Here is a 13,666-nt window from a genome sequence, read left to right as displayed (position 1 = left end):
TTTGTTATTTTGCAACGTAAAACCTAAAACTTGAAGCCCATGGACTTATTTGACTTCAGTCTGAAACTTCCGATTACTGATCCTACATGGATATTCCTCCTTGTACTGCTTATCATATTGTTTGCTCCCATTTTGTTGAATAGATTGCGTATTCCACATATCATTGGTATGATATTGGCGGGATTGGTTATTGGTGAGCATGGATTTAATATTCTGGCGCGGGATAGTAGTTTTGAACTGTTTGGTAAAGTGGGTTTATACTATATAATGTTTCTGGCCGGTCTGGAAATGAATATGGCGGATTTCAAGCAGAATCGGGGAAAGGCCGTAATGCTGGGATTATTAGCTTTTATTATTCCAATCATGATCGGTCTGGTGGTGAACATGACCTTCTTGAAGTATAGTTTGATCACTTCAGTCCTGTTGGCAAGTATGTATGCTTCACATACTCTGGTAGCATATCCCATTGTTATCCGATATGGTGTATCCCGACATCGAAGTGTCAGTATTGCCGTAGGTGGTACAGCGGTGACTGATACACTTACGCTGTTGGTGCTGGCCGTAGTAGGTGGTATGTTTAAGGGAGAATCCGGTGGATTGTTTTGGGTATGGCTGGTGGTCAAAGTCGTTTTCCTTGGCGGATTGATCATGTATTTTTTCCCCCGTATCGGTCGTTGGTTCTTCCGTAGGTACGATGATAATGTAATGCAGTTCATCTTTGTGCTTGCTATGGTATTCCTGGGGGCAGGGTTGATGGAATTTGTAGGAATGGAGGGTATCCTTGGTGCATTCCTTGCGGGGCTGGTGTTGAACCGGTTGATCCCCCATGTTTCCCCGTTAATGAATCATTTGGAATTTGTAGGTAATGCGCTTTTCATTCCTTACTTCCTGATTGGTGTGGGAATGATGATTGATATACATGTGATTTTTGGTCATGGTGATGCTCTGAAGGTGGCAGGAGTAATGATAGCGGTTGCTTTGACCGGTAAATGGATTGCCTGCTGGTTGACACAGAAAATCTATAAGATGGGAGCCATTGAGCGGGAATTGATGTACGGTTTAAGTAATGCCCAGGCTGCTGCAACACTGGCTGCCGTCTTGGTCGGATATAATATTATCTTGCCCAATGGTGAAAGATTGCTGAATGATGATGTGCTGAACGGTACTGTGTTGCTTATCCTTGTGACTTGCGTGGTGAGTTCGTTTATTACTGAACGCGCTGCCCGTAAAATAGCTATTGATGAGGCTCATTTGGAGGATGAAAAGCGTCCGGCAGAACTAGAGAAGATTTTGATACCGGTTGCAAATCCGGATACGATTGAAGACTTGGTAAATCTGTCATTGGTGATACGTGACCCGAAGCAGAGGGATAATCTGTTGGCACTGAACGTAATTAATGATAATAATGCATCGGAAACTCTGGAACTCCGTGGAAAACGTTATCTGGAGAAAGCGGCGATGATAACGGCTTCAGCGGATGTTCCGTTAAAGCTGATTAGCCGTTATGACTTGAATATTGCTTCGGGTATTATACACACGGCTAAGGAGCATGGAGTGACGGATGTAGTGATCGGTCTGCACCGTAAGGTAACTATTGTAGACTCTTTCTTTGGCATGCTGGCTGAGAATTTGCTGAAAGGCTTGCATCGGGAAGTAATGATTGCTAAGTTCCTGATGCCGATTAATACTTTACGGAGAATTAATATTGCCGTTCCGCCCAAAGCGGAATATGAAGCCGGTTTCCAAAAATGGGTGGAACACTTCTGCCGTATGGGAAATACATTGGGGTGCCGGGTGCATTTCTTCGCTAACGAAGAAACAACTACGCTTTTGCAAATTCTGGTGAAGAAAAGATTTAGCTCCACCATGACTGATTTTTCTCGTTTGGACGATTGGGGAGATTTGCTGTTGCTGACCGGGCAGGTGAATTATGATCATTTACTCGTGATTATCAGTGCCCGTCGTGGTTCTATCTCTTATGATCCTGCATTTGAGAGACTTCCCGCGCAATTAGGAAAGTATTTTGCTAATAATAGTTTGATAGTGCTGTATCCGGATCAATTGGGTGAGCCTCAAGATATGTTGTCATTCTCTAACCCGCGTGGCAATAATGAGGATCAGCATTATGAAAAGGTGGGTAAATGGTTCTATAAATGGTTTAGAAAGAGTGATAAGTGATAGGGGGATAAAGTGAGAATGGAAGATTGGCGGCAAAGAACACAACTCTTGTTGGGTGATGAAAAGATGGAACGGCTACGGCAGGCGCATGTGCTTGTAGTAGGCCTGGGTGGAGTAGGAGCGTATGCGGCGGAAATGATTTGTCGCGCGGGAGTAGGGCGTATGACGATTGTGGATGCAGATACGGTGCAACCAACGAATTTGAACCGTCAGCTTCCGGCTTTGCATTCTACGCTGGGGATGAGTAAGGCGGAAATTCTGGAGAAACGCTTCCGGGACATTAATCCGGAGATTGAACTGACCGTATTGCCCGTATTTCTGAAAGATGAAAATATTCCTGAACTGCTGGACGCGGCCTCCTATGATTTTGTAGTGGATGCTATTGATACATTGTCCCCAAAATGTCATTTGATTGCAGAGGCCATGAAGCGACATATTAAGATAGTCTCCAGCATGGGAGCCGGTGCAAAGAGTGATATAACCCAGGTTCGTTTTGCCGATATATGGGATACTTATCATTGCGGGCTGAGCAAAGCAGTCAGAAAACGACTCCAAAAAATGGGAATTAAGCGTAAACTGCCGGTAGTGTTCAGTACGGAGCAGGCAGATCCGAAAGCGGTACTGCTGACTGAGGATGAAATGAATAAGAAATCGACGTGTGGAACTGTTAGCTATATGCCGGCGGTATTCGGATGTTATCTGGCAGAATATGTATTAAAGAGATTATAAGATATATGATACAATTAGAGGGAATAACCAAAAGTTTCGGTTGCTTGCAAGTTCTGCGGGGGATTGATTTGAATATAAATGAAGGCGAGATAGTCAGTATTGTTGGGCCGAGCGGAGCTGGAAAAACGACTTTGCTTCAGATTATGGGAACATTGGATGCTCCTGACAACGGGACGGTAACTATTGACGGAACTTTAGTCAGTCGGATGAAAGAAAAGGAGTTATCCGCTTTTCGTAATAAGCATATCGGATTCGTATTCCAGTTTCATCAGTTATTGCCCGAATTTACAGCATTGGAGAATGTGATGATACCTGCTTTTATTGCCGGTGTCAGTCAAAAAGAAGCTACTGCATCTGCTTTGGAATTGCTCGAATTCATGGGCTTGGCAGATCGTGCCGGGCATAAACCCAATGAACTTTCCGGTGGAGAAAAACAACGTGTAGCCGTGGCCCGTGCCCTTATTAATCATCCGGCTGTGATACTGGCTGACGAGCCTTCGGGTAGCCTGGATACACATAATAAGGAAGAATTGCATCAGCTTTTCTTCGACCTTCGCAATCGTTTCGGACAAACATTTGTTATTGTCACTCACGATGAAGGACTGGCACAGATTACGGACCGTACGGTGCACATGGTGGATGGAGAGATCAGTAAAGGAATTATTTCTGTTTGATAAGTACGGAAATAATTTTCTTCATAACTTCGTTGTTTTCCATCACGCCTTTAAAATTATCAGAAGAAGGTCCATATGCAAAAATAGGAACCATAATTGGTGTATGTCCTTTACTGCTGAAATTTCCTTCTAAGGTTGATTGGGTGATATCTCCTTTTTTGATACTGAGTCCTCCCGTTTCATGGTCAGCGGTAACAATGACCAAAGTGTTTCTATCTTTGTCAGCAAAAGCAACGGCTTCTGCTACAGCTTTATCGAAATCTAATACTTCCTGTATTACACCTGCAAAATTATTCTCATGTGCCCTTTTATCTATTTGTGCCCCTTCTACCATAAGAAAAAAACCTGCTGCTTTCTTATTGTTCAGGAATTCTATTGCATTTTTGGTTGTTTCAGGTAAGAATTCACCTCTTCCATTATGTTTGCTGTCCACATCTTTTTGAAATGCTACTAATGCTATTTTTGCATTTTTCAGGTTGTGGCTTACTTTTTTATAATCGTTAAGGATGATAAAGTCCTGAGCCGCTAATATCTGCTTATACTGAGGACAAACTTTTGTGAAATGTTCATCTGAACCACCGGCAATAAAAGATAATTTACTTTTAGGTAAGTCTGCCAGAATTTCTTTGGACATACCTCTGTCTTTTTGGTGAGCGAAGAAGGCAGATGGGGTAGCACCGGAGATATTGTCAGTAGTTACCACTCCGGCAACAAATTTCGATTGGGTAACTATTTCTGGGATATTCTTTATTGAGGCATCATTCATGTCCACGCCAATAGCTCCATTATGTGTTTTTTGTCCAGTTGCATAGGCAGTTCCTGATGCAGCAGAATCCGTTGTGAATTTATCACCGGACTGTGTCTTTATTAGACCGATTGTTGGAATATTGGTAATAGATAGTTCATTGTGGTTGGCATACATGCCTGAAGCAAGATGGGCCAGTCCCATTCCATCTCCAATCATTAAAATTACGTTTTTTACCGGATTATTCTTAAGAACATCATCTCCTTTGGGAATATATGCTTGATGATAGTCTTGATTTTTATACTTGAGGTTATTTGTTTCTTGAGCATGAATTGCCAAGTTACATTGGATAAGTGTAAACAGTGTTACAAATAATAAATTTAGCTTTTTCATTTTTATATCTCCTTTAAATTAATATGTGTGGTTAAATGATTTGTTAAATAGTTGGTCTAATTCTGTCTGAGATGCCGGAATTTCTTCTATGGGAACATAAAGGTGACTTATTTCCTTATTTTTAATTTGTATGATGCGAATGCCTGAACGGGCGTTACCTAATTGTTTTCCTAATGCAGAAGTAGTTATGTACTTAATCCCATTGTTTTCGGCAGTTGCATTATTATGTAAATGTCCCGCAAAGTAATGCGATACATGGTACTTTAGGAAAAGGGCATTATAGATTGTACGTATTTTTATAGGCATATTCGAATAACTTTCCTTCTCGGATATGTTGGAGAGGAAAAACGGATGATGACCGAAAATAATACGTTGTTCTATTTTACATTCTTGTTTTAGCTCTTTGCAAAGCCATTGGAGCTGATGTTCCTGCTGAGGAGCATTGTCTTTAATAAGACAACTATTGATGCCTATTAATTGTATCCCTTTGTGAAGAATAGAGAAGTGATCTTCACCGTACTGAGCATTGTAAAATTCGACATTTTCTTTATTGCAACTATTTCCTATGTCATGATTGCCTGGTACTTTATATAGAAGTATCTCATGAGAAATAAGATGGCATAATTCTTTGAATCTTTTTATTTGTTCTATATTATGCGGGGAGTTAACGAAGTCTCCGGTAATGACAAGTATTTCTGGTTGTAAGGAATTGATTCTCTGTATAGTTTTTTTTAAGAGAATCGTTTCTTGTTCAATGGATTTGTTTTTTTCTATGAATCCCAGTTGTGGATCACTGATTTGTACAATATACCATGGGACCTGGTCATTGTTACTGGCGAGGCTCCAGGTATGAATCAGAATAAAGCAGATAGTTAGAAGTTCTTTCATTGGTATAATTGATTTATGATTGTACAATCAGAAGGTTCCTCAGTCAATCCGCGATAATAGCCGATTGTTAGTATTCCATTTCTTAATGATGCTATTCCATATCCGGAACTCTCTTCCTTGTAATAGGAACGAATGAATTTTGCTTCTTCTTTTAAAATTTTCACTCGTTTTCCCAATGTATGGTTTTGCCAGGTCTGATCCATATCCTTTATTGACGGAAAGCTAGTTGTGATTTTAGGTTGTGGAGGGATTCCAAAACCGTGAATGACACTATTGAACATGAATTGTACTATGGGACCTTTAGGGGTATCTCTGATTAGCTTAGAATATTGATGTAAATGCGCACAGAACACAATTACATGATATTCGGCAAGTAACTCCAAGAAAGTATTTCTTAATTCTATGTCTTTTACTGGTCTGCGGAGCCCGCTGAATAAGTGCCAGCAACGTTCTGTTACAGGTATCACTGGTTGATGGGTTAAGAGTATTTTGTACTTTGACTTCGACTTAGGGAGCTCTTTACTCAGAAAATCTATAATGCTCGTTTCTGGAAGTTCTTCATCGTTACTGAAGAACTGTTCGAGAATAAATAGTTGAATGTCGTCATTCACTTTATAAGTGTACATTCCATTGGTTAATGTCATTTGAACCTGTGCGGAGATGAATGGCAATATTGTATTGCGCCAAGCTTCTGATTGTCCCGGACTATTGCTCACATCATGATTGCCTTTGGTTAGTATCCAAGGAACATCTGATTGTATATTACTGAGTATATCAGTACACCCTTGCCCCATTTTTTCAGCAAGCTCCCTATTACCAGCCACCCCTTCCATTAAGTCTCCCAATTGAAGTATAGCCTTTATTTCAGGCTTGGTTTCTTTGGTTTGCTTTTGGATCAGTTTAAATAAATGAGGCATATATGTAGCTGTGTAAAAAGGATACTCTTTTGAGATTTGTGCAAAATCTTGTGGACGTGTATGTACATAATCCATGTCATGCCACTCGAACTTATCCAGATGCAGATCACCTAGAATTAAAAGTGAAGCATCTTGGGCAAGTAATTGGCTGGTTGCTCCAAATAGGATAGCAACCAACCAAGTAAACTTCTTTTTTTCTTTATATTGCATTCTATTTCAGAAGATCAGAGATACAAATTCTTTCATAAGGTTTGTCACCCATCGCTGCGTAATATTCAAAGTATATTTCTTCTTTGCTGCTGTCAGTTGTTAATATACCGTATCCGGGGAGGTCCTGTTGCTTGAAATAAGAAATATATGGTGTTTCTTCATCTAACCATTTGATACGTTCTTCTATAGAAGTTGGTTGCCAATTTGGACATTCTTTGGCCAAATTAGAACCGAATCGAGTGAGAACTTTATTGGTAGTAGTACGCTTCAAGTCTTTTACTACGCTATTACACATTAATTGGATAATGGGGCCATATTGTGTCTCTCTTTTTACTATTGAAAACAGGTGCATGTGGGCAGCTAATACGATTGCTTTGTTTTTGGCTATGATTTCAAGCAGGCGCTTCCTCTTCTCCGGATCTTTACGGAAAACATGCCAGCAACGCTCATTGATGGGAATTACAGGTTCGTGTAGCATGACAAACTTATATTTTGCATTAGATGTCTTTAGATTTTTTTCTAAAAGTTCTAATACATCAACTTTTCTCTCCCAAGGATCAAAACAGACAAATAGATTCTCACCAATTTGATGAGCATAGTTGGCGGAAGTGATGTCTGTACGATTCAGTTGTTTCCGAAACATTGGTATATAATGTTTTATAAAGGCTTCCTGTGCTCCGGGACCTGTTATGTCGTGATTCCCTTTTGTGATTATCCATGGTATAGACATGCCTACGGCATCTACTGCCTTCACTACAGATTGTGCCATTTGTTCGGCTTTCTGTTCGCTTCCTGCAAGTCCTTCTGAGATGTCTCCTAATTGTAAAATGGCTTTTATTTCGGGCTTATAGGATTTGACTTTATTTCTGAGTTGTTTACTAAATGCAGGCCAATTCTTTTTAGTGAATTGGGTATATTCTGTTGTTACCTGTCTAAGGTCATCGGGCTTTTTTCGAAGCCATTCCATATCGTGGTTCTCTAATAAATCATAGTGAATATCACCTAATATTAGAAAGCTTTGGCTTTGTGCATAGGTATTTATACATATTCCAAGACCAAGGAACAGTAAAAGGGTTAAAAATCTTTTTGTCATAATATAAATATTTTATTAGTTAACGGTAAATTGCTTTTTTAATATGTCTAGACTTACTGTGCCATATTCTTTGGCCGGTTCCAGTGCGTTTCCTTTGCCAAAATCATTCCATGAATTTACAATAACAAAGCGTTTACTGCCAAGATTCCTTTTGGCTACATTACAATAGTCTATGAAAAACTTTTCTGTTCTTTCTACAATAAGGTTTTTGGATTTTGGATTGGATACCAAATCATTATATGCAGGAAATATACATGGTATATAATCCATTTTCCAAGCCGAAGTGGAATCGCACCAGTTTTTCCAACTAATGTCATTGAAAGAGCAGAAAGCATAGCTGCGATCATAGTCGTTGGGTGCCCAACTAGTCAATGTGACGGCATCCATTGTAATGATACTTTTTTTATAAGTCTGAGGAGCCTTCCAACCTGTTGGGACTTCTCCGATAAAATAAGGGTTGACATTCATATTTGCAAATTCTTGCCGTATTGTGCTCATTACTGTATTGAAATCAATGGCATTCGGCTGTGAGGAACTGGGAATCAAAGAGGTTATCATAATGACCGGACGGTTGTCGATCTTGAAATAATGTTTTTTTGACATATGGTCGTTATATAGTTCTTTTAGTTCTGTAACCATCTGTGCTAATTTCTTTTCTGCAATAGGGGAAGCATTTGTTCCTTTCAGGTGTGCTATATTGTAACATATAACCATTTTAGGTGCTTGTGGGGTATAATATTGGGCATACTGGGTTAATAATTTCTGATCATTGTCAGCATTATCCCATTTAAGTATGAAATAATCTAATCCACCTTGGACAGCCCATTCGAACTGTCGGCTCATCAGTTGTGGATTGGAAAATATATCGTATTCTCCAAGTTCAGGCTCTTCCGGATATCCTTTGTTCCAGTCATTAGTTTTATAGGTGTAGTAATATGCACCTAAATTTACAGCCTCTTTTAAGGGGGTGTCCGGTATGGGATAGTAGAATTTACTCACGTCCGGCAGATGTTCATCGGTTGAGCATGCACATAACAGACAAATTATAGCTCCTAAATAGATGTATATTGATTTCATAAGTATAATATTTTAAGTTATTCATTTGGCAAATTTGGATTTTTCTTGGCTGGAAGCCCCCATGATAATGTTGTAAACAAATAGTCGCGTCCATTTAATGTTGCAGCGGCTTTATTTACTTCCGTGGTATTGGCTTGATATTCGTCACTTGGGTATAATAGACGGTCAGGCATGTATAAAGTGGTTCCTTCGTAAGAAGAAAACATCGGTTGGAATTCTAGTATCTGAGTCCGTCTTAATAACTCCCAAGCATCTGCGCATTGCATGGGTATGGCTAACCAATGCTGCATTATGATCTGACGAAGATAATCGCCTGAGGAGATAGCACTACTGCAAATATGTGCAAAATCTTGGAATTCGGTTTCACGCCCTTCTGTATCAGAAGCTGTTCCCCATTTAATACCTGGAGTGTCTTTGTAGGTGGTTGCATGCTCTGATAAACCGTATTTGGCAAAAGAAGCGTCAATACCCTCATAATAATATTGTTCTGCGGTTTTATCTCCCCCCCAGCCATAATAGGCTGCTTCAGCTTTTAAAAAAGCTGTCTCGGCATATGATATGAATACCCACTCTGCGTCCGGCTTTAAGAAACGGGCTCCAATGGCCGAATAATCTTTTTGTGACATTCCTTTATGTGGATTTTCTTCTGTTGGGAATCCTGTCGGGCTTCCTCCATAAGAAATATTCTGACCAAAATACTCTCCTTTATAAGGCCCTTGGGTAGCCGGTTGTCCATAGATAGTGATTCTGGGATCGTTATAAGGTTTAGTATGATAGACCATTGTTTCACATAAAACAGGTAGCGTAGCTAGATTGGCTTGCTCATTAAATACTACTCTATCGTATAATGGGCTCCAAGTCAGACTGGTAGTTCCCCAATGAGAAGTTGCAGATTCATCTTCTTTACAGATTGTATTTGTTTCATCTGCTAATACTTCTTTAGCTACAGTGGCTGCCTGAGTTTCATCGGCATTTTTGATACGTAGGGCTAAACGTAGACGAAGAGAATTCGCAAATTTTTTCCATTTAGTGATATCTCCTCCATATATGAAATCGTATGTTTTGCTGTATTGATCTCCTCCCTTTTCCAGATTATCAGCACACTCTTTTAATTCGTCAAACAGATATTTGTATATTGTCGCTTCTGAATCATAGGCGATATCAGGAGTGCCTTTCAGTGCTTGTGAAGCAGGTATAGGACCGTAAAAAGCAGTTGTTTGTGAGATGAGATAAGCTTTCCAGATCCTGGCAATTAATACTCTGTTTTTATAGTCAGGGTTATCTGAAAAGATTTCTGCGATCTTGTTTACCGGTTGCATACACAAAACATAAGCTGCTTTCCAATATGTATTATTTTCGCTATCGCTATAATTAAAGCGTTGCCAACTTCCATTGAAGCCTGAGAATTGTTGTGTGTAATTAAAGAATATAACCCGGTTCATCGCCCCGCCGTATAGGTTCATTGATTCTTTGATTGCTGTTGCAAAGAGGAAGTCAGGTTCTACTCTTGTGGGATTATTAGGATTTTCGTTAAGATCTCCAAAATCAGTAAAGGAGCATCCCCATAGGGATAAACTTACGATGAAGATCATTACAATATATAACTTTTTCATAATTGTACTAAGTTTTTTAGAATGTTAGTTTAATATCAAAACCATATACGGCATTAGGAGGCAGAGAACCGTTTTCTATCCCTTGCCCGTTGCCTGATGTCTGTGAAGCTTCCGGATCGAAGCCTTGTGGTGTTTTTTTGTGAATAGTCCAAAGGTTTCGTCCTACAAATGCTAATCTGAGTCTTTGTATTTTAATTTTGCTCATCCATTGTTTGGGGAATGTATATCCTAATGTTAGTTCTCTGAGTTTTACGTATGATGCATCATAAATCGTAAACTCGGCATAATTAGGTTTACAATATGCGTAGCTTTGAGGACTCATGAATTTGTTTGCTGGAGTACCATCTGAGTAGACAGCATCAAACCATGCACCTCCCGAAAGCTCTGAGTCGCTTTCTCCCCATATCTCTTTGCGGATATAATAGTCGTCACGTCCGAAAAGAGTTTCTGAGGTCATACCATTAGTGAGCATTTTACCAGTAGAGGCAGAGTAAATAATTCCTCCTTTTTTGACGTCGATGAGAAAACTGAAGTCAAAATTCTTGTAACGGAATGTATTAGTAATACCACCAACCCAATCCGGTGTAGAAGTTCCAAATTCTTTGTCCGGGTCTTTCATGAGTAATCCACCTCCGTCTTCCATAATCATTTTGCCGTTTTCATGACGTTTAACTCCAAGTCCCCGCATGTATCCATATGGCTTCCCTACTTCTGCATAAACGTAAATATAGCTGGAGTAATTACCTATCTGAAAACGATCTACACCTTCAATCAGACTTATTACTTTAGAGTTGTTTTTTGCCCAATTTAGATTAACTTCCCATGAGAAATTTTTGTTTTTAACCGGTGTTCCATATACCATTAATTCAATACCTTTGTTCTGAATTTCCCCAGCATTATAATAACGTTTTTGGTAACCGGATGAAGTCGGGAGTTGTGCATTGATAATTTGATTTTTAGTTGTGGTATTATAATAAGTGAAGTCAATGCCCAATCGGTTCTTGAAGAAACGTATATCAGCTCCTATTTCCCATGAATATGTTTTTTCTGGTTTAAGATCCGGATTATTCATGGTGGTAGATAATGATGCCAAAGTTGCATCATTAAATATCCCATTGAAAGAATAGCTGTCATATACTCTATAAGGGCTGGTGTCGCTACCTACGATAGCATATGAACCACGGATTTTTCCAAAAGAAACGATGCTCTTGTCCATTTTAAAAGCTTCTGAGAAGATAAAACTACTCCCAACAGAAGGATAAAAATATGAATTGTTTTTGGCAGGTAATGTACTGGACCAGTCATTACGACCAGTGATATCTAGATAAATGTAATCATTGAATCCAAGAGACACAGCTCCAAAGATAGAATTAATTTTCTTTTCACTTAGCTCCTGTGTATCTGTTGGGTACTCCGCTGAATTTGAAATATTAATTAATCCCGGCTGTAATAAGGAATTGATTTTTTGGGTATATCGGGTCTGATTAGTACTATACATGATGATACCGGCATTGGCCATCACAGAAAACCTCTTAAATCTTTTGTTATAAGTTAGTAGTCCTTCGATATTATAATTTTCTAGTTCACGTTGGAATGTTTGCATCTGTCCGTCTGCATCATTCATACTTCCTTTATTATTAAAGGTATATCCGTTCCAATTATACGTATCGATGCCTGCTTTGGCTTGGAGAGATAGGTCTTTGCTAAAATCAATTTTTAGCACAAATGATCCGATTACACGTTTTTTTGTATCTTTATTCTCATTCTCATTGATAATCCAATATGGATTACTGAAATTACGGTGTGTACCAATTTCGTTCCCATTTGCATCTTTCCATGTATATAATTCGGATAGAGACGTGCTCCGTGCCATATGGATATATGAATTCATTGGATTTTTATTGTCACTTTTAGAATATTGTCTGTTAGTTACTCTGTCATCTATATATGTAATTTTAGAATCTAAACTTAGCCAACTAGTGAACTGATTGTTAAGTCTTAAGTTGAATGTTGACTTATTATCAATATTGAAATTCTCGACAACGCTATTAGAATGATTATTTGTATAGGATATGCGATACTGATTTTTTTTGTTTCCACCTTCCACAGAAATAGAATTAGTCCACATTGTTGCTGTTTGATAGAAGTCTTTTACGTTATCTGGTTCCGGAAGGTATGCTTTTAACTTTCCATCCAAACCAATAACAGGTTGTCCCATCATTGGACTTCCCCAACTTCTATAATTTGTTTTAGATAGGGGAGGGTTGTTCTTATTGTCAATATAGAAGCTGGTTCCTACTCCATAGGCATTCTGATATTCTGGAAATTCTGTTAGAGTCTGGAACATGCAGTTGGAGTTTATGTTTACTTTGAATTTTTCACCGCCTTTTTTGGTAGTAATGAGTATTACTCCGTTTGCTGCTCTTGAACCATATAATGCAGATGCGTTGGCACCTTTTAAAACCTCGATATTTTCAATGTCATCAGGATTAATATCTGCAGCTCCGTTTCCATAATCCAGATTACCATTTTCGCCATCCGAATTGTCGATCGGCATGCCATCCACAACGAATAGTGGTTGGTTATTACCTGTGACAGAATTATTACCTCGGATAACAATACGTGCAGAACCATTGTTCATACCTGGAGGAGTGATTTGTACACCTGCAATTTTTCCAGAAAGAGATGATACAATGTTTGAACTTTTTGCATCATTTATTCCATCCATATTAACTCCTTGTGTAGAGTAGCTTAAAGCTTTGGCTTGGCGTTTAATCCCAAGAGCTGTAACAACCACTTCATCGGTTGTGATAGCATCTTCCTCCATAATCACATTAATGATTGTGCGGTTACCAATCTTTTCTGTGACATCTTTCATTCCAATAAAAGAAAATTTTAAGGTCGTAGCTCCTTCTGGAATTTGGATTGAGTAGTTTCCCTCCATGTCAGTTAAAACTCCATGTCTTGTCCCATTTTTATCAAATGTGGTGACAGTGACCGCAGGAATTGGCGAATTGTCAGCCTGATCGGTTACTTTCCCTTTTAGCGTACGCTGCTGTGCAAACAAACTTAGGCAAGCACAGAGATAGGCTGTCAGGATGATTAAGTGTTTTTTCATAAAATGATAGTTTTAATTTGATAACTTAATT

Annotated in this window: 10 protein-coding genes; 3 read left to right on the top strand and 7 right to left on the bottom strand. The window is 39.0% G+C overall.

Annotated features, from left to right (window positions below):
* Positions 1 to 39 precede the first annotated feature (39 nt).
* Genes VYM24_RS02815 through VYM24_RS02805 form a run of 3 tightly spaced genes read left to right on the top strand, consistent with a single transcriptional unit; the run spans position 40 to position 3,581 of the window.
* Positions 40 to 2,178 carry a cation:proton antiporter gene (locus VYM24_RS02815; protein ID WP_007217017.1) on the top strand — a complete coding sequence of 713 codons (2,139 nt, stop codon included), beginning with the start codon at positions 40 to 42 and terminating at the stop codon, positions 2,176 to 2,178.
* An 18-nt stretch (positions 2,179 to 2,196) separates the two neighbouring features.
* On the top strand, positions 2,197 to 2,907 hold the full coding sequence (locus VYM24_RS02810; protein WP_007217018.1) for a tRNA threonylcarbamoyladenosine dehydratase: 711 nt from the start codon (positions 2,197 to 2,199) through the stop codon (positions 2,905 to 2,907).
* Positions 2,908 to 2,912: 5 nt separating this feature from the next.
* On the top strand, positions 2,913 to 3,581 hold the full coding sequence (locus tag VYM24_RS02805; RefSeq protein ID WP_217712490.1) for an ABC transporter ATP-binding protein: 669 nt from the start codon (positions 2,913 to 2,915) through the stop codon (positions 3,579 to 3,581).
* Here the strand turns inward: VYM24_RS02805 and VYM24_RS02800 are convergent.
* From VYM24_RS02800 to VYM24_RS02770, 7 genes are read right to left on the bottom strand one after another with little or no spacing between them, the layout of a single operon-like run.
* Positions 3,568 to 4,719 (bottom strand): alkaline phosphatase, encoded by a 1,152-nt coding sequence (locus VYM24_RS02800; RefSeq protein WP_330941388.1) that lies wholly within the window; start codon positions 4,717 to 4,719, stop codon positions 3,568 to 3,570. The genes VYM24_RS02805 and VYM24_RS02800 overlap by 14 nt on opposite strands.
* Before the next feature lie 18 nt (positions 4,720 to 4,737).
* On the bottom strand, positions 4,738 to 5,607 hold the full coding sequence (locus VYM24_RS02795; RefSeq protein ID WP_330941387.1) for a metallophosphoesterase: 870 nt from the start codon (positions 5,605 to 5,607) through the stop codon (positions 4,738 to 4,740).
* A complete protein-coding gene (locus tag VYM24_RS02790; protein WP_330941386.1) occupies positions 5,604 to 6,734 on the bottom strand; it encodes a metallophosphoesterase family protein in 1,131 nt (376 codons plus the stop codon). The genes VYM24_RS02795 and VYM24_RS02790 overlap by 4 nt, the downstream gene beginning before the upstream one ends.
* 1 nt (position 6,735) lies before the next feature.
* Positions 6,736 to 7,827: a metallophosphoesterase family protein gene (locus VYM24_RS02785; RefSeq protein ID WP_330941385.1), complete on the bottom strand. Its 1,092-nt coding sequence runs from the start codon at positions 7,825 to 7,827 to the stop codon at positions 6,736 to 6,738.
* Positions 7,828 to 7,842: 15 nt separating this feature from the next.
* Entirely contained in the window at positions 7,843 to 8,904 is a 1,062-nt protein-coding gene (locus VYM24_RS02780) for a glycoside hydrolase family 99-like domain-containing protein (RefSeq protein ID WP_330941384.1), read from the bottom strand.
* A gap of 17 nt (positions 8,905 to 8,921) precedes the next feature.
* Complete coding sequence (locus VYM24_RS02775; RefSeq protein ID WP_291551143.1) at positions 8,922 to 10,517, bottom strand: SusD/RagB family nutrient-binding outer membrane lipoprotein; 1,596 nt, start codon at positions 10,515 to 10,517, stop codon at positions 8,922 to 8,924.
* A gap of 16 nt (positions 10,518 to 10,533) precedes the next feature.
* Positions 10,534 to 13,635 carry a SusC/RagA family TonB-linked outer membrane protein gene (locus tag VYM24_RS02770; protein WP_291551145.1) on the bottom strand — a complete coding sequence of 1,034 codons (3,102 nt, stop codon included), beginning with the start codon at positions 13,633 to 13,635 and terminating at the stop codon, positions 10,534 to 10,536.
* Between the last annotated feature and the right edge of the window lie 31 nt (positions 13,636 to 13,666).

Origin of the sequence: Bacteroides sp. MSB163, from assembly GCF_036416795.1 — a bacterium.
GTDB lineage: Bacteria > Bacteroidota > Bacteroidia > Bacteroidales > Bacteroidaceae > Bacteroides > Bacteroides maternus.
This window is presented reverse-complemented; position numbering and strand designations above follow the sequence as displayed.

Coding starts and splice junctions, on each gene's coding strand:
- VYM24_RS02815 (WP_007217017.1), top strand. CDS start 40: ATGGACTTATTTGACTTCAGTCTGAAACTTCCGATTACTGATCCTACA.
- VYM24_RS02810 (WP_007217018.1), top strand. CDS start 2,197: ATGGAAGATTGGCGGCAAAGAACACAACTCTTGTTGGGTGATGAAAAG.
- VYM24_RS02805 (WP_217712490.1), top strand. CDS start 2,913: ATGATACAATTAGAGGGAATAACCAAAAGTTTCGGTTGCTTGCAAGTT.
- VYM24_RS02800 (WP_330941388.1), bottom strand. CDS start 4,719: ATGAAAAAGCTAAATTTATTATTTGTAACACTGTTTACACTTATCCAA.
- VYM24_RS02795 (WP_330941387.1), bottom strand. CDS start 5,607: ATGAAAGAACTTCTAACTATCTGCTTTATTCTGATTCATACCTGGAGC.
- VYM24_RS02790 (WP_330941386.1), bottom strand. CDS start 6,734: ATGCAATATAAAGAAAAAAAGAAGTTTACTTGGTTGGTTGCTATCCTA.
- VYM24_RS02785 (WP_330941385.1), bottom strand. CDS start 7,827: ATGACAAAAAGATTTTTAACCCTTTTACTGTTCCTTGGTCTTGGAATA.
- VYM24_RS02780 (WP_330941384.1), bottom strand. CDS start 8,904: ATGAAATCAATATACATCTATTTAGGAGCTATAATTTGTCTGTTATGT.
- VYM24_RS02775 (WP_291551143.1), bottom strand. CDS start 10,517: ATGAAAAAGTTATATATTGTAATGATCTTCATCGTAAGTTTATCCCTA.
- VYM24_RS02770 (WP_291551145.1), bottom strand. CDS start 13,635: ATGAAAAAACACTTAATCATCCTGACAGCCTATCTCTGTGCTTGCCTA.